13 protein-coding genes, 1 tRNA gene, 2 rRNA genes and 1 pseudogene (1 of these 17 only partly in view) are annotated in these 21,424 nt (G+C 59.7%); 16 read left to right on the top strand and 1 reads right to left on the bottom strand.

Features of this window, described 5'->3' with window-relative positions; genetic code table 11:
* The 4 genes and pseudogenes from NXC24_RS17625 to NXC24_RS35720 all read left to right on the top strand — a co-directional run.
* Positions 1-2,835 (top strand): 23S ribosomal RNA (locus NXC24_RS17625) (it extends 59 nt beyond the left edge of the window).
* Between the two features lie 117 nt (positions 2,836-2,952).
* Positions 2,953-3,067, top strand: a 5S ribosomal RNA gene (rrf, locus tag NXC24_RS17620).
* Positions 3,068-3,357: 290 nt separating this feature from the next.
* Positions 3,358-3,434: transfer RNA gene (locus tag NXC24_RS17615), tRNA-Met, on the top strand.
* A gap of 773 nt (positions 3,435-4,207) precedes the next feature.
* Positions 4,208-4,357 (top strand): annotated as a pseudogene (locus NXC24_RS35720) (IS3 family transposase); the annotation flags it as partial.
* Between the two features lie 161 nt (positions 4,358-4,518).
* Here NXC24_RS35720 and NXC24_RS17600 read toward each other — a convergent pair.
* Positions 4,519-5,358, bottom strand: a complete 840-nt coding sequence (locus NXC24_RS17600) for a BTAD domain-containing putative transcriptional regulator (RefSeq protein WP_104824467.1) — start codon at positions 5,356-5,358, stop codon at positions 4,519-4,521.
* Positions 5,359-5,621: 263 nt separating this feature from the next.
* On the opposite strand from NXC24_RS17600, the gene NXC24_RS35135 reads away from it, so the two are divergent.
* From NXC24_RS35135 to NXC24_RS17540, 12 genes are all read left to right on the top strand, one after another.
* Positions 5,622-6,194, top strand: coding sequence for a hypothetical protein (locus tag NXC24_RS35135; RefSeq protein ID WP_158704497.1), 573 nt, complete (start codon positions 5,622-5,624; stop codon positions 6,192-6,194).
* Positions 6,195-6,506: 312 nt separating this feature from the next.
* Positions 6,507-7,145: a DUF4255 domain-containing protein gene (locus NXC24_RS17590; RefSeq protein ID WP_104824465.1), complete on the top strand. Its 639-nt coding sequence runs from the start codon at positions 6,507-6,509 to the stop codon at positions 7,143-7,145.
* Entirely contained in the window at positions 7,142-8,152 is a 1,011-nt protein-coding gene (locus tag NXC24_RS17585; protein ID WP_104824464.1) for a hypothetical protein, read from the top strand. The genes NXC24_RS17590 and NXC24_RS17585 overlap by 4 nt, the downstream gene beginning before the upstream one ends.
* 32 nt (positions 8,153-8,184) lie before the next feature.
* Positions 8,185-9,615 (top strand): phage tail sheath C-terminal domain-containing protein, encoded by a 1,431-nt coding sequence (locus NXC24_RS17580; protein WP_104824463.1) that lies wholly within the window; start codon positions 8,185-8,187, stop codon positions 9,613-9,615.
* A gap of 20 nt (positions 9,616-9,635) precedes the next feature.
* Positions 9,636-10,073, top strand: coding sequence for a phage tail protein (locus NXC24_RS17575; RefSeq protein ID WP_104824462.1), 438 nt, complete (start codon positions 9,636-9,638; stop codon positions 10,071-10,073).
* A gap of 5 nt (positions 10,074-10,078) precedes the next feature.
* Entirely contained in the window at positions 10,079-10,525 is a 447-nt protein-coding gene (locus NXC24_RS17570; protein ID WP_104824461.1) for a phage tail protein, read from the top strand.
* Positions 10,526-10,764: 239 nt separating this feature from the next.
* Positions 10,765-11,475 carry a hypothetical protein gene (locus tag NXC24_RS17565; protein WP_104824460.1) on the top strand — a complete coding sequence of 237 codons (711 nt, stop codon included), beginning with the start codon at positions 10,765-10,767 and terminating at the stop codon, positions 11,473-11,475.
* The gene (gene vgrG, locus NXC24_RS17560) at positions 11,472-13,238 is read left to right on the top strand and encodes a type VI secretion system tip protein VgrG (protein WP_104824459.1); all 1,767 of its coding nucleotides are present in this window, start codon (positions 11,472-11,474) and stop codon (positions 13,236-13,238) included. The genes NXC24_RS17565 and vgrG overlap by 4 nt, the downstream gene beginning before the upstream one ends.
* A gap of 49 nt (positions 13,239-13,287) precedes the next feature.
* Positions 13,288-13,554 carry a PAAR domain-containing protein gene (locus NXC24_RS17555; RefSeq protein ID WP_104824458.1) on the top strand — a complete coding sequence of 89 codons (267 nt, stop codon included), beginning with the start codon at positions 13,288-13,290 and terminating at the stop codon, positions 13,552-13,554.
* Between the two features lie 4 nt (positions 13,555-13,558).
* Entirely contained in the window at positions 13,559-14,002 is a 444-nt protein-coding gene (locus tag NXC24_RS17550; RefSeq protein ID WP_104824457.1) for a GPW/gp25 family protein, read from the top strand.
* Positions 14,002-17,694: a hypothetical protein gene (locus tag NXC24_RS17545; protein ID WP_199773493.1), complete on the top strand. Its 3,693-nt coding sequence runs from the start codon at positions 14,002-14,004 to the stop codon at positions 17,692-17,694. Before NXC24_RS17550 ends, NXC24_RS17545 begins: the two co-directional genes overlap by 1 nt.
* On the top strand, positions 17,691-21,404 hold the full coding sequence (locus NXC24_RS17540; protein WP_104824456.1) for a hypothetical protein: 3,714 nt from the start codon (positions 17,691-17,693) through the stop codon (positions 21,402-21,404). The genes NXC24_RS17545 and NXC24_RS17540 overlap by 4 nt, the downstream gene beginning before the upstream one ends.
* Positions 21,405-21,424: the final 20 nt, after the last annotated feature.

Below are 21,424 nucleotides of genomic sequence, written 5' to 3'. Positions count from 1 at the left end.
TGATACGCTGCGAAAAGCCGTGGGGAGCTGCGAATAAGCTTTGATCCATGGATCTCCGAATGGGGCAACCCACCTTAAATGCTTAGAAAATCAAGCGCGCCGCGAGGCGCGAGGCAATAGCCAATGGGCAATGGGCAGTAGTGGATTGAAAGAGAAACTATTGCCTACTGCCTAAGACCTATTGCCTGGAAGCGCGTCGAAGACGCGCTTGGTTTCTAAGCATTGTTATGAGGTATCTTCACCTGAATAAAATAGGGTGTAAGAAGCGAACGCAGGGAACTGAAACATCTAAGTACCTGCAGGAAAGGACATCAACCGAGACTCCGCAAGTAGTGGCGAGCGAACGCGGACCAGGCCAGTGGCAATGAGTGTTAAAGTGGAAGAACCTGGAAAGGTTTGCCGTAGAGGGTGACAGCCCCGTACGCGTAGATACATTCATTGTCCTAGAGTAGGGCGGGACACGAGAAATCCTGTCTGAACATGGGGAGACCACTCTCCAAGCCTAAGTACTCGTGCATGACCGATAGCGAACCAGTACCGTGAGGGAAAGGTGAAAAGCACCCCGACAAGGGGAGTGAAATAGAACCTGAAACTGGATGCCTACAAACAGTCGGAGCCCGCAAGGGTGACGGCGTACCTTTTGTATAATGGGTCAACGACTTAGTGTAACAAGCAAGCTTAAGCCGGTAGGTGTAGGCGAAGCGAAAGCGAGTCTGAATAGGGCGATATAGTTTGTTGCATTAGACCCGAAACCGAGTGATCTAGCCATGAGCAGGTTGAAGGTTGGGTAACACCAACTGGAGGACCGAACCCGCATCTGTTGCAATAGATTGGGATGACTTGTGGCTAGGGGTGAAAGGCCAATCAAACTCGGAAATAGCTGGTTCTCCGCGAAATCTATTTAGGTAGAGCGTCGAGCGAATACTCCCGGGGGTAGAGCACTGGATGGGCTATGGGGACTCACCGTCTTACTGATCCTAACCAAACTCCGAATACCGGGAAGTACTACTCGGCAGACACACGGCGGGTGCTAACGTCCGTCGTGAAAAGGGCAACAACCCTAACCTCCAGCTAAGGTCCCCAAGTCATGGCTAAGTGGGAAAGGATGTGAGGATCCCAAAACAACCAGGATGTTGGCTTAGAAGCAGCCATCATTTAAAGAAAGCGTAACAGCTCACTGGTCTAGTCAAGGGTCTTTGCGCCGAAAATGTAACGGGGCTAAAGCCATGCACCGAAGCTGAGGATTCCTCTTTGAGGAGTGGTAGCGGAGCGTTCCGTAAGCCTGTGAAGGGACAGCCGTGAGGCATCCTGGAGGTATCGGAAGTGCGAATGTTGACATGAGTAACGATAAAGAGGGTGAGAGACCCTCTCGCCGAAAGACCAAGGGTTCCTGCTTAAAGTTAATCTGAGCAGGGTTAGCCGGCCCCTAAGACGAGGCGGACACGCGTAGTCGATGGGAACCACGTTAATATTCGTGGGCCTGGTGGTAGTGACGGATTGCTTAACTTGTAAGGTCTTATTGGATTGATCTTGCAGGGACGCGGTTCCAGGAAATAGCTCCACCGTATAGACCGTACCCGAAACCGACACAGGTGGTCAGGTAGAGTATACCAAGGCGCTTGAGAGAACTATGTTGAAGGAACTCGGCAAATTGCACGCGTAACTTCGGAAGAAGCGTGACCCTTATGTGCGCAAGCATGTGAGGGTGGCACAGACCAGGGGGTAGCGACTGTTTACCAAAAACACAGGGCTCTGCGAAGTCGCAAGACGACGTATAGGGTCTGACGCCTGCCCGGTGCTGGAAGGTTAAGAGGAGGGGTGCAAGCTCTGAATCGAAGCCCCAGTAAACGGCGGCCGTAACTATAACGGTCCTAAGGTAGCGAAATTCCTTGTCGGGTAAGTTCCGACCTGCACGAATGGCGTAACGACTTCCCCGCTGTCTCCAACATAGACTCAGTGAAATTGAATTCCCCGTGAAGATGCGGGGTTCCTGCGGTCAGACGGAAAGACCCCGTGCACCTTTACTATAGCTTTACACTGGCATTCGTGTCGGCATGTGTAGGATAGGTGGTAGGCTTTGAAGCAGGGACGCCAGTTCTTGTGGAGCCATCCTTGAAATACCACCCTTATCGTCATGGATGTCTAACCGCGGTCCGTCATCCGGATCCGGGACAGTGTATGGTGGGTAGTTTGACTGGGGCGGTCGCCTCCGAAAGAGTAACGGAGGCGCGCGATGGTGGGCTCAGACCGGTCGGAAATCGGTCGTCGAGTGCAATGGCATAAGCCCGCCTGACTGCGAGACTGACAAGTCGAGCAGAGACGAAAGTCGGTCATAGTGATCCGGTGGTCCCGCGTGGAAGGGCCATCGCTCAACGGATAAAAGGTACGCCGGGGATAACAGGCTGATGACCCCCAAGAGTCCATATCGACGGGGTTGTTTGGCACCTCGATGTCGGCTCATCGCATCCTGGGGCTGGAGCAGGTCCCAAGGGTTTGGCTGTTCGCCAATTAAAGCGGTACGTGAGCTGGGTTCAGAACGTCGTGAGACAGTTCGGTCCCTATCTGCCGTGGGTGTAGGAATATTGACAGGATCTGTCCCTAGTACGAGAGGACCGGGATGGACATATCTCTGGTGGACCTGTTGTCCTGCCAAGGGCATAGCAGGGTAGCTATATATGGAAGGGATAACCGCTGAAGGCATCTAAGCGGGAAACCCACCTGAAAACGAGTGTTCCCTATCAGAGCCGTGGTAGACGACCACGTTGATAGGCCGGGTGTGGAAGTGCGGCAACGCATGAAGCTTACCGGTACTAATAGCTCGATTGGCTTGATCGTTCCCATTGCTCGTGTTCATCACACGATGCATCTGACGTGTTCAAAAAAAGACAAGAGACATGAAGGCTATTGCCTCCATCCTCTCTTCACCAGCTTCTCAACGTTGCGCTTCGCTGACCTGGTGGTTATGGCGGGGTGGCTGCACCCGTTCCCTTTCCGAACACGGCCGTGAAACGCCCCTGCGCCCATGGTACTTCGTCTCAAGACGCGGGAGAGTAGGTCGCTGCCAGGTCTGCAAAACGCAACGCCGGATAAACCCATCTGGGTTTGTCCGATGATTTAAATCTTCTCGACACAAAAACGGCTAAGCCGTGTTACAATAGGCCGCTCAAAAGCGGCCTTTGTCGCTTCTAAAGGCATACAGTTATACGCCCGGCTCCGAAATAAGGTGCCACGGGAACACGGGACAAATCCTTCGGATTTGCCCGGATCACGCAAGCCGCAACGCGGCTTGCTCAAGCTCCGACGAACCCCAACGGTTCGCTCAGGGCGGACAAACCGCAACGCGGTTTGCTCGGATAGCGCGGGGTGGAGCAGCCCGGTAGCTCGTCAGGCTCATAACCTGAAGGCCGCAGGTTCAAATCCTGCCCCCGCAACCACGCTACAGCACGCCATAAGCACAAAAATTACGATCCGATGCGATGGATATCAATGGGTTCAAATCCGCTTCATACCCAGTAAAGGTCAACCTGCTAGCTTCGACTGGCCGTATAGACTCCAGCCGCCGCATTGAATGTATGGTAGAGGCGCTCGATGAAAAGTTGCCGCTTGCCATGGCTTCCCTTATCGTCGGAATTTGATACGAATCCTGGGATAAGGCTTCCTTAGTTCCGAGCTATCGTATCAATGCCCGAATCTCTCTCAACGCCAAATCGGCCACGCTCTACTGACAGCGCGTGGGATCGCGCGTCTTGTGGAGCTGCGCGACGCCGGCGTGGGTGTTACACGGATATCGCCGCATTCCCGATGCCTCATGCCGTTGTAGCCGCGAGCCGGGGCAAATGAGCGGCTTGGTGGTGTCTTGCCAATCACCACCATCTGATGAAGTCCCGAATGATCGGCTGTGCGATGAAGTCGTCGATGGTCTCGAGCGCTGGGTTTCGATGCTAGCAAGAGCGGGGACGCCTTTGAGGAGTTGGCGGACCGTTATTCGGACGGCCTGTTTTCGTTACGAGCAACGCGGCATCTCGCGTCGAGCTTGGGCGTCCAGGGTCACGAGGGTTGATGGCTTTGCCAATCCTACGGCTGTCCATATGTGAAGCTTGCCTGCCATTCCAACATGGTTGCAATCGCGCCCGCTTCAGGTGTTCGCGACCAAGACGATGAAGATTTTAGTTCTGATGGGGCTTGTACATCACTTTTCACATACGCCGTCCTGCCCGATCTCTTCATCCTTCAGGGCTTCCCGGCGCATATTCGTTCCGACAACGTCCTATATTCGGAATTCATCGCCAAGGCATTGAAGAGACGGATTGCGCTCGTCGGAGCAAAGACGGTCTACATCATGCCAGGCAATCCTTGGTAGAATGGTTATTGTGAAGGCTTCAATTCGAGCTCAGAGACGACCTTCGAGATTGTCGTCGAGCTCAGTCGGCCGGAGCTGTTGGAGAGGCAGGGTTCGCGATAAAGCCAATCCAAACCAATGCCAACAACAAGCGCTGATCTCTGGCGATCAACGGTCTGCTAAAAGTGCGATGCGTCGCCAACCTTTCTCAAGCGAGCGGAATCGACGAATTGGGTCTCAGCCAATTCAGCCAAACTAGCATCAATGCCAGAGCTGCGGATCAACTCCGCAAGCTGCATCGTCTGCGGCATCGGCTCAATCTTCAACTCCTGAAAAAGCAGGCTTTTGCACCGTGCGTAGTGGTGTATGGCTTCGGCGCGCTGACCGTTCATGACGAGCAGCAACATCATGCTCCGATGTACATTCTCCCTCAGCGAGTCATGACCAAGTATCCTCCGGCCATAGTCAAGAGCATCTTCATAACGTTTGTCGCGCGCTGCATTGTTCATCAAGTCTACAAGCGCACGCATATAGAGGCACTGCAACCGTTCACGTTCCAGCACGATCCAATCGTGGTCTTCCCCATCGAGAAATGGCCCACCATATTCGTCCACTGCTGATTGCAGCGCGAAACTGGTTGCCGCTGCATTGCCAACGGTCGCCAGTTCCCTGGATTTCCTTATCCGTTCCAAGAAGCTGTGAAGATCGACGGAGATGGATTCGCAGGATTCTAAAATCACCTCATCTGAGGTCGTAATAAGCTGACGTGCCACACGTGCACTCCCGCTCGTTTCGAGCAGCTTGCGCAAACGCCATATAGCTGTATTGAGGGCCGCGCGAGCATTGTCCGGCTCCAAATTCTCCCAGAACAAGTCCGCTAGCTTTTCGCGTCGATGAGCCCGGCCCGGAAATGTCAGAAGGTAGCAGGCCAGGCGCCGCCCACTCTGCCCGAGCTCATTTCTAATGCGAGTACCGTTTACCACAAAGGATATGCCACCCAGCATGATTACGTTGAGCATGGCTTTGGCCGCCTTCGTTGCTTGGATGATCCACTATTTAATGTTGATTGAAAGTCTGCTTCACCTGCAGGGAAGGGTTACCCGGCCGGCTCCTATACTTTGGCGCACAGGCCTTTGTACCTTACTGCTGCATTTTTTTCTACAGCGCGCAGTTATCATTTAGCTCGGTCACGTTGCAATCACCATCGCATCACCACTGCCGGTCACCTTGCCGGCAGCCGGCCAAAAATCAGCTCGATGGTGTTCGTCGCGCTTGAGCAGCCTTGAATAGACGCGACAGCTGGGGGCAGGCCTGCTTACTCATCGTCATTACCGGGCAACGATTGGGCGCCGAGCTGCTCTCGGATGATGTCGAAAGCGCTTTCGATATCATCGAAGGCGCTTTGCCTCATGATTGGCTGGGCGTGGGGATCTATGTGCCATACCCAACCACGCCAACGGGGAGGCGATACCTGCTCAATCCATGCGACAATCCTGAACAGATGGCGGTCGCCAATTTGCGCCTGGTCCTTGTTGGTACGTTCCTCAATCATGAGGCTATAGTGCCGCAATCCAACTGTGGAACTGTCACTCATTTCTCGTTGTGCAGTGAGTACAGACTATCCATCGAGACGCTGGCGGATCACGGGAATGTATCGCCCGCGCTGGATCGGGCGGACCAGTTGAAGCGCCAGTTGAAGCGAATGTGTCGTGATAGGCTTGCGCCGCTGCTTTTCCCGCGCTTCGGGGCCGTTGCCTGGTTGCGGGTTCAGGCACGTAAGAGGTTTTGTTCGCTCTGGCCTCGGTTGCATTCTGCGAGCCGATCCGGCCGGCCATCAAAGAGTTCGTGGTCCTGAAGGCGTTTCGACACGCGAAGTGAATGCTGTCTGCCCTTCTATCCCCGACCGGTGGCGTCGGCTCTTCGGCTCAGTGATCCATTAGGCGGATCAATCTTGAATGCGAAGACCTCCGGCCCAGTTCGGCGCATGGATCTGGTTGCCCACTGTCGTGATGGTGCGGTGAGGACGCAGTGATGATGCTGAGGCGGGCATCCCTCAACATCCGGTTCAGCTTCCGAATTTCCTGGAGATGCGATACCGAAGCGTCCGCGCTGCATCCAGCAATCTTCGGACAGATGAAACGAACGCTTGCCTCACAGGATTAGCGCAATGCTGTCGCATGCCCTGACGATCGTCATTAACGAGCTCGAGAAGCATCTGACCGATGCCTACGAGGCGGTCGCGCCTCAGGTTTGCCTTGCCAACATCGCCGAGGGTGTGGGCAACGGTGCAAACGCAGGGGGCGTGCCACGCGACGTTCTTGGCTTCTCAATGGTCAACCTTCGTGAAGAAAAGGCGCTGAAGAACGGCCCGCACTACGCCCGCAACGACACGGCCCTGCGCGTCGTCTATCAGAACCCTCCGATCTTTCTGAACTTCCACATCCTAGTCGTCGCCACGCATAGCAAGTACGAAAACGCATTGCTGATGCTTTCCCGTGCGATCCGGTTCTTCCAGTTCAACAACGTATTTGATCAGAATTCAGTCGCGCCGGATTCCCTCACGAAAAATCTAATCGGCAAACCGCTGGATCACCTGGAAGCCTTCAAGCTGATCTTCGATCTTTATTCACCCACGATGGAGGAGGTGAACCACCTCTGGGGGACACTCGGCGGCAAGCAGTATCCTTTCGCGCTGTACACGCTGCGGCTGCTTGAGCTGAAGTTCCAGGCGGTTCAGAGCGAAGCGGGGCTGATCACCGACGTCGTCACCGATTTCGGTCAGCGGAACGCGGTTCCCGGCCGATGACTGAGCGCGCCACGACCGCATATCGCCGTCTGTTCGAAGTGAGGCTGCTGCATCACTACTGGCTGGATGAGGGCGCCCGCATCTTTGACAATTTACCGGCGGTCGGCTGGCAAGCACGCCTTCTTGCCTACGACGTGCGCTCGTTCCTCGAAATCAGGCCGACGCAATCAACCGGCAACCTGTTGAGGGGCCTCGGCTGCATCTTCAGGCCGACTTCCCTCGGCTTCGTCGTCGCAGCGCCGAAGGCGGCGGCAATCGATCAGACAACCGCGTTGAGCTTCGCCGTGTCGGTGATCGACAGCGATTTCTTCGACTACACGGCCCTCACCCTCCTCCCCCGAAAGATCTATGAACTCTCCGATCCGACCGACAATACCCCGGACCGTGCGACATACCGGTTCAAGGAGAATGTCTCGGTTCTTTCCAACCTGACCGGGGCAATGAGGGGCAGTGGCGTCAATGCAACCCTGTTTCTTTCGCGAGAAACTCCGGCGCCGGACGCGACGGATCGGGTCGAAGCGCTGGTCAAGTCCGGCACGAAGCTGATGCAGCTCACCAGCGACAATCCCGGCGCCACCAAGCAACAGTTGGGCACGCTGACCGGTCTGCCGCTCTATGTAAACCAGGCGGACGCACCGCCGATCGTTGCGCCGGCCGGAATTAGCGGCGCGCCTGCCCGCGGCGTGGCGCTGTTGGATGACGTTCCGGACGACGTCTTTTTGCTCATCCGCCTCGGTGCCGTGCGCGCCGACAACGGCGCCTTCAGTTTCGTCGATGGCAACGGTGCACCGAAGGTCACACCGCCGGTCTATCAGGTGCGCTTCAAGAACCGCGCGACGTTCTGGAGCTATCGCAAAAAAAAGGACGACTCCATCACAGTCGAACCGGACGCGTTGCCGCTGACGCATTTCGGCAATGCGGGAACCAGGCAAAAGCCGTCCGGCACGGTCAGGGCCGAGCAGAGCGGCACAAAGATCACGCGGCTGGTCTCCGATATCTACGTCTAGGAATTCAACTCGTTTCGGTGAAAGGAAACCCCATGGCGATCGCTTACAAGACACCCGGTGTTTACATCGAGGAAATAGCGAAGTTTCCGCCGTCCGTGGCGCCCGTCGAGACGGCGATCCCGGCATTCATCGGCTACACGGAGAAGGCTATCGACGGCGTACTCGATCTGAAACTCAAGCCGACACGCATCTCGTCCCTGGTCGACTACGAAACCTATTTCGGTGGACCGCAGAAAGAAACCGCCATCACGGTCGCGGTCACCCAGACAAAGAGCGCGGGGCTGATCACTTTCCAGAAGGCGGTGGCCAGCCTAGGGGAAGGCGCGCGCTCCAAGCATATACTCTATTATAGCCTTCAGCTCTACTTCGCCAATGGTGGCGGACCTTGCTACATCATCTCAGTGGGCACCTATAAAGCCATGGCTTCAGCACCCGTCGAAGCGGAGTTGGCCGCAGGGCTAGCTGCCGTGGAGAAGGAGGACGAGCCTACACTGATCGTCATTCCGGAAGCGCAAAGTCTTTCGATCGGCGACTTCAAGACCCTCCAGGATGCCGCGCTGGCACAGTGTGCCGAATTGATGGACCGCTTCGTGATCATGGACGTCCACGGCGATGACCAATCCCTATCGAACCCGAACGCCAATCTCATCACGGCAATCAAGGAGTTCCGAGACAACGGCGTTGGCGCCAATAATCTGAAGTATGGCGCCGCCTACGCGCCTAACCTCGAGACCACGCTGAACTTCGATTTCGAAGAGGGTAGCATCGACGTCATAATCACGACTGACGGCGCCGCCGCCGCGGGGGTCAAGCTCAATACGCTGTCGGCGACCGACAATGCCGCCTATGAGTTGTCGAAGGCCGCCATTATCGATCTGCCCTGCAAGTTGCCGCCGTCTCCGGCGATGGCGGGCATCTATGCCGCTGTCGACAGCAGCCGCGGCGTCTGGAAGGCGCCCGCAAATGTCAGCGTCGCGACAGTCGTCAGGCCGGTCATCCAGTTCACCAATATCGAGCAGGATCAGATGAACGTCGATCCTGTCGGCGGTAAGTCGGTAAACGCGGTTCGTCCGTTCATCGGCCAGGGTACACTGGTCTGGGGCGCGCGCACGCTCGCCGGCAACGACAACGAGTGGCGCTACATCAATGTGCGCCGGCTTTTCATCTTCATCGAGGAATCGGTCAAGAAGTCGACGATGCAGTTCGTCTTCGAGAGCAACGATGCCAACACCTGGGTCAAGGTGCAGGGCATGATCGAGAACTTCCTCACGACGCTATGGCGGCAGGGCGCACTGCAGGGCGTGAAGCCCGAGCACGCCTTTTACGTTTCGGTCGGCCTCGGCAAGACCATGACCGCACTCGACATCCTCGAAGGCCGCATGATCGTCGAGATTGGTCTGGCGGCGGTTCGCCCGGCCGAATTCATCATCTTGCGGTTCTCGCACAAGCTGGCCGTGTCTTGACCGGCCCATAGGAGGTTCTGATGGCTCAAGAATATCCGCTGCCGCGATTTCACTTTCAGGTCGACTGGGGTGGGGCGAAGATCAGCTTCACCGAAGTCACTGGACTGGTGATAGAGCGCGAAAAGATCGAATACCGTCACAGCGACAGCAAGGACTTCAACAAGATCGCAATGCCGGGTCTTGTGAAGAACAACAATATCACTCTCAAGCGCGGCAAGTTCGAGGGAGATTTTGATTACAACACCTGGTTCGACGATGTCGCCAATGACCGGGTCGGCGGCCGCCGCGACGTGGTCATCCGCTTGCTCAACGAAAAGCACGACCCGGTTGCCGCATGGTCGGCGACACGCTGCTTCGCCGTGAAGGTCACGGCGCCGGACCTCAAGTCCGACGCCAACGAAATCGCGGTGGAGAGCATCGAGATTGCCCATGAGGGCCTGAAGCAGATGAAGGTGTAGATGTCATGCCCGGCTACTACCCACCATGGGGCTTCTATTACAAGGTTGAGTTTCTGCTTGGCTCCGGTCGGCCGCCCGCGGACGACGCCCGCTTTCAGACCGTGTCCGGCCTGTCGGTCGAATATGACTATGAGAGCTTCAAGGAGGGGGGCGAGAACCGCTTCGAGCACAAGCTGCCGGTTCGCACGAAATATGCTGACATGGTGTTGAAGCGCGGCATGCTGGTGAACTCGAGCGTCATCAAGTGGTTCCTGGCTGCCTTTCGCGACCGGGAGTTTTCGCCGGCTGACCTCAACGTGATCCTGATGAACGAGGCCGGCGATCCGCTGCGCGTCTGGAACGTCGCGCACGCCATACCGAAGAAGTGGCTGGTCAGTGATTTCAACGCCAACGAGAGCAGCGTGGTCGTCGAAACGATGGAGCTGACCTACCGCTACTTCAGCCTTCAGTAGTCCCTTGCTGCCGCCGTCATGGGTGGCGCGCTCCGTAGTGCAGAACAGCATCTGTTAGGGGGAGTCGATATGCCGGTAGAGATCAAGGAATTGCACATCCGCGTAGCGGTTGACGCGGGCCCCCCCCGCCAGCCGCAGGCCGCTTCGAGTCCGGGCGGTAGTGCAGCCGACAAGGACGCGATCGTTGCGGAATGCGTTGAGCAGGTGCTCCAGATCATGCAGTCGAAGCGAGATCGGTGATGGCTCAATCAGGCAAGCACGGCAAGATGCTTATCCTTGCCTTCTCGGATTCAAAGAAGGCCGAGAGCGGCGGCGTTGCCGAAGCCGACGAGGCGTTCGAGGCGCTTATCAATCCCGAAACCTACACCCTGGCCTATAAGCTGAAATTTGGCGAAGGCGGGCAGGGGCAGGGCACTAGCGGCAAGCAGCTCAAATACGAATATACCGAGCCCGCCGAAATGTCGTTCGAGTTCCTGTTCGACAATACCGGTGTCATTGACGGCGAGCCCCGCGAATCGGTTTCCGAGGATCTCCAGCGCTTCAAGGAAGTCGTCATCGACTACAAGGGCGATGCCCACGAACCGCGCCATTTCAAGCTGGTGTGGGGAGAGAATTCGATCTTCAAGGGCCGCGTGACGGCGGTCGATATCATTTACAAGCTGTTCAACAGCAGCGGCACGCCGATCCGCGCCCTCGCCAAGGTTACCTTCAAGAGCAGCATCGAGGAGGAGAAACGGGCCGCCAAGGAAGACAAGCAGTCGTCGGATCTCACCCATGTCCGTGTCGTCAAGCTGGGTGACACCCTGCCGCTGCTCTGCTTCCGGATTTATGGCGATTCCCGACGCTATCTTGAGGTGGCGGCAAAGAACGGCCTCGACAATTTCCGTACACTCAAACCCGGCACCACTCTCAGATTTCCGCCCATTGCCAAGCTCGGGACCGCGCCATGAATATCGCCACGACCATCCCGACGCCGAGCACGCCGGACGTCTGCACGATTGCCCTAGTGGTCGGCGGCAAGGAGATACCGAGCTGGTTTCACATCCTCTCGGTGACGGTCAATCGTGAGCTCAATCGCATCCCGTCCGCCTCGATTCAAATCGAAGACGGCGAAGCCGCCAAGGCAACCTTTGCGGCCAGCAACGCGGAGTATTTCCTGCCAGGCAAGGCGATCGAGATCCAGCTCGGCTACCGCGCACAGAACCAGACCGTGTTCAAGGGCACCATCATCAAGCAGCGCATCAAGGTACGGAAATCCGGCAACGTGCTCAGCGTCGAGTGCTTCGCCGACGTCGTGAAGGCAAGCTCGGGCCACAAGAGCCGATATTTCGTCGACAAGACGGACAGCGACATCATGGGGGAAGTCCTCGATGCGCATGGGCTCGCCAAGGACGTCGAGGCGACCTCCGCAACGCTCGGGCAGGTGGTGCAGTACGACGCCACCGACTGGGACTTTCTGCTCTGCCGTGCCGAGGCAAATGGTCAGGTGGTGATGGTCGAGGACGACAAGGTCAGGGTCGCCATTCCCGCCGCCGACGGATCGCCCGTGCTGCAGATCAGCTACGGCTCCACCGTGCTCGAACTCGATGCCGAGATCGACGCGCGCTGGCAAAGCAAGGGGATCAAGGCCAGTGCCTGGAGCGCCGCGGATCAGGCGCTGGTCGAAGCCGACGGCAACGAGCCTTCGACGCCGGCGGCCGGCAACATCGCGGCGGCCGATCTCGCCAAGGTGCTGGGCGACACTATCGACGAGATCAGGCATGGTGGGGCGATCGACCCGGCCCAGCTCCAGACCTGGGTCGATGCGCGGCTCCTGCGCATGCGTCTTGCGCGGCTGCGCGGCAGGGCGCGCTGCCAGGGCTTCGCCGACGTGCTCCCCGGCAAGATCGTCGAGATCACCGGTATCGGAGAACGATTCGAAGGCAAGCTCTACGTCTCCGGCGTGCGCCATAGCGTCTCTGCCGGCAACTGGGAAACCGACGTGCAGTTCGGGTTGAATCCCGAGCTGTTCGCCGAGACCCACAACCTGCGGCCCCTACCGGCGGCGGGCCTGCTGCCAAACGCTAGCGGACTGCAGATCGGCGTCGTCACGGCGCTTGAGAACGATCCAGAAGGCGAGGATCGTATCAAGTGCCGGCTGCCGCTGGTCGGCAGCAACGACGAAGGCATCTGGGCCCGCCTGGCAACGCTTGACGCCGGCGAGAAGCGCGGCACCTTCTTCCGGCCCGAGATCGACGACGAGGTGGTGGTCGGGTTCCTCAACGACGATCCCCGCGACCCCGTCATCCTCGGCATGTGCCACAGCAGCGCCAAAGCCGCTCCCGAGCCGGCAAAGGACACCAACCACCACAAGGGCTACGTCAGTCGCGAGAAGCTGAAGCTCACCTTCGACGACGACAAGAAGATCATCGCTCTCGAGACTCCGGCGGGCAACAGCTTCGCACTCTCCGAGGATGCCAGGGGCATCGTCCTCAAGGACCAGAACGGCAACAAGATCACCCTAGATGACAGCGGCATCACCATCGAGACCGACAAGGACCTGGTTCTCAAGGCCGGCAAGGACGTGAAGCTCTCGGGGATGAATACCGAATTCAGCGCCAAGAGCGCTTTCAAGGCGTCGGGCACGGCCACGGCCGAGATGTCCGGGGCTCAGACCAAGATTAGCGGCGACGCCATGACGGTGATCAAGGGCGGGATGGTGCAGATCAACTGAGGGCGGTCCCGGAGAGGACGCCCCATGGACAAGAAAGAGGAGGCGGACCATGTTCGCAGCACGCGTTAGCGACATCATCGTCAGTACCGCTACGGTCGGCGTTCCGATGCCGATCATTCCTCCCGGTGCGCCGACCGTGTTGATTGGCGGCCTGCCGGCTGCGCGGCTCGGCGACAGCTGCGGTGCCGACGCGGTCGTGATGAGTTCGATGACGGTGCTGATCGGCGGCTTGCCGGCGGCGCGCATCGGGGATGCGACTGCCGGTGGCGGTGCAGTCGTCGGGCCTGGTCCGTTCACCGTGATGATCGGCGGGTGAGGCGATGGACCGCGATTTCCTTGGCCGAGGCTGGTCGTTTCCTCCGGACTTCACGCGGGTTGCCGCAGGTGTTGCGATGCTTGAAGAGGAGGCCGACGTCGCCTCGAGCCTCGAAATACTGCTCAGCACCACACCCGGCGAACGCGTCCTGCAGCCGCTCTATGGATGCAATCTGAGCGAGCTTCTGTTCGAAACTCTCGACACCCGGATGAAGACCCTGATGGCCGACAAGGTGGAGTCGGCGATCCTCTACTACGAGTCGCGCGTGAAGCTCGAAAGCGTGCAACTCGACGACAGCCTCGAGCTGGAAGGGGTCGTGCGCATCGAGCTGGTCTATCGGATCAAGTCTACCAACTCGCGCTTCAACTTCGTCTACCCCTTCTACAAGAACGAGGGCACCGACATCAACCTCACGACAACCGTCAACCTCATTCCGGACAACGACTGATGTCGAACGATTGCGCACACAACATTGATCCACTGAAGCTCGTGCGCGAGGGCACCAGCCAGGATGGGCGCCAGTCAGGCGCGCTCGATCCCGCCTTCGCGCCGCTCAGCGGGCGATCGGTGTCGCATGACATCGTCTTTGCGCAAGGCTATGCCAACCTTCTTGACCCGCCGGGTTACTGGAGCGCGTTCTTCAGCAACGGCCTGTCGGCGACGCTCGCGGTCGCCGCCGTCGAGGACGTCGAGGAGTACAAGTCCAGCATCCGCTCCTGGTTCGCCTACCTTGACAACATGGACAACAAGGGCCGACAGGCCGCTTTGCGAAATCATCTGGGCTATCTCTACTCGACCATCGGCACTCTGGCGCAGGCGCTTGATGACCTCAAGGATCGCCTGCCAGTCGAAATCCCCCTCCGCTCGACCCTGCAAAACCTCATCCGTATGCAACTTGCGACGGCGTTCAACCGGCTGGTCGCCTACTACAAGGCCGGCCTGAACGAGAACCTCGTCAATGCGGAGGCGGCGCCGGATGTGACGATCCTGCGCCGGCCGGCAGTCAAGTTTGCCAAGGTTCTCGCTTCCGGCCTCTCGGCGGACTGGGGCGACATTGATCCCCCGGCGGATGCTTCGGTCTATGGCGATGCCTCCGGCACCGTGTTCGTGCGCATCAATCATTGTGCCACACACACCCTGTTCCGCTCGGTCTTCGACGAGTTCCTCAAGGTCCTCGCACGCGTCACTGCCGACGCCAGCCAGGCGCTCGCGCACTCGTTGACCGATTGGGACCAGCACGAGCCGCATTACGCCCTCTACCTGGCATTCCTGCAACTCCTCGAACACGCGCGGACAGCGGCCAACACGCTGACGCAGCGCCATCTCGATTTCTACTATCGCACTATCCTCGGGCTCAGGGAGAAGCCGGCCGAACCCAGCCATGTACATCTCCTCGCCGAACTCGCAAGGCACGTGCCGAGCCGCGAATTCCGGCCCGACGAAAACTTCCGCGCCGGCAAGGATTCGGCCGGCAAGGACGCGTTCTTCGCCAGTCTCGGCAGTCTCGTTGCCAATCAGGCCAGGGTCGAAGAACAGCGCACCGTCTATCTCCACCGCGGCGAGCCGGTCGGCTCGAGCAACGCGGCCGAGGGCCGTATCTTTGCCACGCCGGTCGCCAACTCCGACAATGGCCTTGGCGCACCGCTGACATCGGCAGATCAGTCTTGGCACCCGTTCTTCAACAAGAGCTATGCCGATGGTGCACTCGAGCAGATCCGGATGCCGAAGGCCGACATCGGCTTCGCCGTCGCCTCGCACTACCTTCTTGCGGCGGAGGGAACGCGCAGGCTCGAACTGAGCTTCGCGGTCGACAGCTACACTGGCGGCGCAGGCCTCGATTTGACCGGCGACATCCGCTGCTTCCTCACCACCGAGAAGGGCTGGCTGGAAAAACCTGCATCCAGCTTCGTCGCCGTTGCTGCCGACAGGCTTAAGCTGGAACTCACGCTTACCGGCGCCGATCCCGCTGTCGTGCCATTTTCCGCGGCCATTCACGGCGCCCCCAAGTTGCCCGGCTATACGTTCGCTACCAACCTGCCGATGCTGCTGGTCAAGCTTCGGCAGGACGACGAACGCGCCTTTGCCTACGGCATGCTCCGCGATGTGGTGGTCGGCGACGTGCAGCTGAAGGTCGTTGTCACCGGCCTCAAGTCGCTGGCAATCTCCAACGATTTCGGCCCGGTCGATCCGTCAAAGCCCTTCCAGCCCTTCGGCGCCCAGCCAGTGGCCGGCAATGGTTTCGTTGTCGGCTCCAAGGAGGTATTCCAGAAAAGTCTTGAGGCGGCATCAATCCACATCGACTGGTTGGCGCCCCCCAAGGTGTTTTCAAGGGAGGCGTACGAAAAGGGCCTCGATCCCAAACTGGTCGCGGTCCACCTCAATCCGGTGGCCATCACGGACGAGTTCTTGAGTGACGGCCTGCCTCCAGTGCTCGCCACCTACCTGAGCGAGGCCCTGTGGATCACCCCGTCTACCGCCGTCGAGGTGAAGGAAAAGGATAAGTCCATCACCTTCACGCTCGGCGAAGACCTCGCCAAGCCTGTACTCGACGCGCCAGATTTCACCCCCAACGAGCACTACAGCACCCAGTCCCGTCATGGCTTCGTCCGCATCGTGCTGGAGCAAGGCTTCGGCATGGCCGAGTACCAGGCCGCGCTCATCGCGTACCTGAAGAATCCGAAAGGAGGCGTGTCGCCTGGCAACCCGCCTGTCGGCCCTATCGCCGGTGCCATCTCGATGGACTACACGGCTAGCTCCAGCCTGGCTCTCAACTCGACCAAGGGGGTATTCGAGGAGCGGAACGGCCGGTTCTTCCACCTCGCGCCCTTCGGCACCGCAGAGCAGCACCCGCAACTGAGCGGCGGGGTGGTACCGCACCTGTTGCCGCAGTTTTCCTTTGATCGCAGCAACACGGTGCTGCCTAGCCAGGCCGAGTTCTTCATCGGTATTTCCGGCCTCGTGCCGCCGCAGAATCTGTCGCTGTTGTTCCAGGTTGTCGACGGCACGGCCAACCCGCTCGCGCCAAAGCCTGCTCCACACATCGACTGGTCTTATCTTCGCAACAACCGGTGGGTGGGATTGAGCGATGCCGACGTCAGCGATGGTACTGATGAGCTGCTGGATTCCGGCATTGTCGCGCTTGCCATGCCGCGGGACGCCACCAGCGAAAACACCCTCATGCCATCCGGCTTGCACTGGATCCGTGCTGCCGTGCACGAACGCGCCGACGCCGTCTGCATGCTGCGTCTCGTTGCTGCGCAGGCGCTTGAGGCGGTCTTTGCCGATCGCGCCAATGCTCCGGATTTCGCGGCCACGCCGCTGCCGCCAGGCACCGTTACCAAGCTCGAAAAGCCCGACACCCGGGTCAAGGGCATCCGCCAGCCATACCCCTCGTTCGGCGGTCGCGGTGGCGAACTGCCGCAGGCATTCTACACCCGAATCAGCGAACGCCTGCGCCACAAGGATCGTGCCCTCGCCCTGTGGGACTACGAGCACCTGATCCTCCAGGCATTCCCGCAGGTCTTCAAGGCCAGGTGCCTCAACCACACCCAGTACGAGCCCAACGAGGCCGGCACCGGCATCTATCGTGAGCTGGCGCCTGGCCACGTCACCATCGTCACGGTTCCAAACCTGCAAGCCCAGCAGCAGCGTGATCCGCTGAAGCCCTACACCAGCCTCGGCGTGCTGCAGGAGATTGAGGCCTTCCTCAACAGGCGCACCAGCTGCTTTGCGCGGTTGCATGTCAGGAATCCGGAGTTCGAGGAGGTACGTGTCGGCTTCGGCCTCAGGCTGCACGATGGCCATGACGAAACCTATTACCGGCAACAGCTGCGGCAGGCGATCACGCGCTTCCTCTCGCCCTGGGCCTTTGCCGGTGGCGGTGCGCCGACCTTCGGCGGCAAGGTCTACAAATCGGTGCTGATCGACTTTGTCGAAGAGCAGCCCTATGTCGACTACATCTCCGACTTCCAGTTGTTCCACGATATCGGCGGGCACCGCGGCACCGTCGATCTGGACGAGGTCGAGGGGTCAAGGGCCATTTCGATCCTCGTCTCGGCGCCGGCGAGCAAGCACGACATCTCCATCATCAGTGCCGACCGCGACAGGCAACTCCTCGAAGATTGCGGGTGCGAGGCATGAACGCCCAGTCACCGACATTGACCAAGGAACCCGCACTGGCTCCCGCGCAGGACTTCGATGCGCTGCGCCGCGAAGGCGTCGGTTACATCGCCAGTGCCGGCAGCGCCCACTGGACCGACTACAATATCCACGATCCCGGCATCACCATCCTCGAGTCGTTGTGCTACGCCATCACCGATATCGGCTACCGGATCGACTGGGATATCGCAGACCTCCTCACACGCAGCGACACCGCCAGCCCGGCGGATCCCTATCCCAACCAGCCGTTCTTCACCGCCCGCGATATCCTCACCGTTAACCCGACCACTCCGGACGATTTCCGCCGCCTGTTGATCGATCGGCCCAAGGTCCGCAATGCCTGGCTGACCTGCAAGGCTTGCGCCTGCGAGGCGAGCTACTTCGCCTGGTGCGAGAACGACGAGCTCAAGCTCTCCTTCAGCGCGCCCGCCGATGTCACCCCGGCGCCGCGGGAAGCTTGGGCACGAGGGCTCTACGAGACGCTCCTCGAACTCGAGGACGATCCCGAGCTCGGTGACCTGAACGATCGGATGATCGTTTCCAACACAGTGCATCGCGAGGCAGATCAGCGCCCACACCCGGTCGCCATGGAACTGCGCTTCCCCGACATGTCGCTGCTCGGCGGCGAACCGTGGCGGCGCTTCGTCAACGGCGATGAGAGTTTCACGGTGACTCTGACCTGGCTGAGCGCCACCAAGACCTACAATCTCCTCACTGACGCCACCAAGAACGACGACCAGCGCAGCGCCTATATCCGCGAGCATTGGCGCGGCATCTTCTTCCTCAGCTTCCGGATTGATATTCCGAGCCCCGATCCGGCGGATCCGGCGCTTGCGACCTCGATCGTCATTGACCACGCTGCGCTGCGGGTCTTCGCCGACACGACGGTCAGGTCCGCTGCAAAACTCGCCGGCTGGAAGACCTTGTTCGGCGACAATACGGACCAGGGTTTCATTGCGCGCTATCGCAAGAAAGCTAAGGCGGCAGGCGATGCGGTGGCGGACGCCCGCAGGGTCCTCCAGTCGCACCGCAATCTCGACGAAGACTATTGCAGCATTTCCGCCGTCGGCATCGAGGAAGTTGCGGTGTGCGCCGACATCGAGGTTGAGCCCGATGCCGACATCGAGCGCGTGCAGGCCGAAATCTGGTTCGAGATCGAGCAATATTTCGGCCCACCCATCCGCTTCCGCACCCTGCAGGAGCAGCGCGACGCCGGCGTTGCGATCGAGGATATCTTCAACGGTCCGGCGCTTGAGAACGGCTTTATAGATGCTGCCGACCTTGACGCTGCGGCGCTGAAGACCACGCTGCGCGGCTCCGACATCATCAACCGGCTGATGGAGATTCCCGGGTTGGTCGCGGTCAACCAGCTGCGACTGACCAAGTACGATTCCGAGGGCAATGCCGTCAAGGGCGCGGCCGATCCCAGCTGGGTCGAGGGCCAGCCGGTGTTCGATCCAAACAAGCTGAGCGCGACCTGGCTGCTGTTCGTCGCGAGCCGCCACCAGCCGCGCCTCTACCATAACCAGTCACGCTTCCTGTTCTACAAGAATGGTCTGCCCTTGCGGCCCCGGCTGGATGAAGCGATGGACACGCTGCTCCAGCTGCGTGGCGACGCCGAGCGGCCGAAGAATCCGAGCACGGCCAAGAACCTCGTGATCCCGAAGGGGACGCCGCGTGCCGCCGAAGACTATACGCCGATGCAGTACAGCCTGCCGGCGACGTATGGCGTCAGTCCCGCCGGCCTGTCGTCCAGGGCGCCACCGGCGCGTGTCGCGCAGGCAAACGATCTCAAGTCCTATCTGATGGTCTTCGAGCAACTGCTGGGCAATTCGGTGACGCAGCTGGCACACGGCGCCGACCTGTTTTCGCTCGATCCGGGCGTCAAGCATACCTATTTCGTCAAGGATTTCGGTTCGCCCGGCAGTGAGATTGCCGGCATGACGCCACCCTCGGCGGCGGCCGTCCAGCCGCTGCTGGAGACCCTTCCCGAGTATCATGAGCGGCGCAACCGCTTCCTCGATCATCTGCTTGCCCGCTTCGGCGAGCAGTTCAGCGAGTACGCCCTGCTGCTCACAAACGCGTCCGGCAAGCCGGTGGCGCAGGCCCGGCTGATCGAGGACAAGATCGGCTTCCTGACGCGCTATCCGGCGATCAGCCGCGATCGCGCCCGCGCCTTCGACTATACCAAGGCACCGCTGTCGCCGGAGAACTACCCCGGTCTCAAGGAACGCATCAGCCTGCTGCTGGGCTTCCCCGGGCTAACCTTCGTACTGACCGTCGGTGCCCTCTCGGCAGCCGGCTATCCGGTCGATTTCGAGCTCGTCGACCGCAACAAGCGGCTGTGGTTCAAGGGGCAGGTCACCGTCGCCGCGGCCGATGAGACCGCTGCCAGGCAGGCCGCCTACCGCGCGCTCATCGAGCTCATGATCCGCCCCCAGGCCTACGTCATCTCTGCGCCGCCGGCCCCCATAGCCCTGGCGCTGCACGATGCCACGTCGGTCGAACTTGGCCGGCATCCGAACGAGTTCGACACGCCTGCCGCGGCCGAGGTCATTCGCGGCGAGTTGCTGGCATGGAGTGCGAACCAACGGCTGATTGTGGTGGAGCACCTGCTGCTGCGCCCCAAGTTCATCGGTGATGCGCTCTACCCTGCCTGCTGCGACGACGGCTGTGCGACTTGCGGTAACGAGGATTCCTATTCGTTCCGGCTGACCGTCGTCATGCCCGGCTGGACCCGGCAGTACACCAGTAATCTCGACCTGCGCCGTTTCGCCGATCGCACCATCCGGCAGGAGACGCCTTCACACCTTCTGCCCAAGATCTGCTGGGTTGGTAGTGACGGCTTCGTCGAGGACCCCTGCGACGAGATCGTCATCGACCTCGCTGACCTCCTGGTTTCCGAGGGGCAGATAGCGGACGGCATGTCGCCCAGCCACGAAGAGGCCTGCGCCGCCGCCACTGCGATCTACCACGCCTTCAGCACGATCTTCGTCGACTGGTACGACGACAGGAAGTTCGTATTCCTCGATGCCGCGGCGCTCAACCTCATGATTGGCGCGCTGTTCCAGACAGGGCCCGCACCCGATGCCATCGCCTCGCCCATCATCCTCGCCCCGCTGTGGGAAAAGGTAAGGACGCTGATGACGGCGCACTTTGTCGAGATTGCTCTCAACGGCTGGCAGTTCGAGCGCTTCGAATGGGCTTGGTCCCAGTGGCTGGAGGCCAACGCAAAGATCGACTGGACCGACGAGCGTCTGGTCGAGCGCGTCGAGGCCATGCTCGCGGCCGGTCTCACCAGTCCCCAGCCTACCGCGACGACGACCTGCAAGGAGGCCCGGACCATTGTGACCGCCTACGGGACAGCATTCCATGAGTGGATGAAATTCAGCATTGCCTCCGGCACTACCTTCGACACGCTCGGCACCTTTACGCCACCCGGCCCCGATCTCCCGACGGGCATGACCTTCAGGAGCGGCACGGCCGAGGCCATCGAGGAACTGCTTAACAGTCGCTACAGCGCCTACCGCGACGTCTCCTACTGGCTCTGGGCTGTCGTCACGCTCCTCGGCCGCCTGCGCAACATCTATCCCGGCGCCACGCTGCACGATTGCGACGACGGCAGCGACGGCAACCCGGTTCGTCTCGATAACACCGCCCTGGGAAACTACACGCGTCGGACGACGCTCTGAAACCTGTACTGTGAGGATCG

This window comes from Rhizobium sp. NXC24 (assembly GCF_002944315.1).
Lineage (GTDB): Bacteria > Pseudomonadota > Alphaproteobacteria > Rhizobiales > Rhizobiaceae > Rhizobium.
The sequence above is the reverse complement of the archived record's forward strand: the minus strand, read 5'-3'. Positions and strand labels throughout refer to the sequence as shown.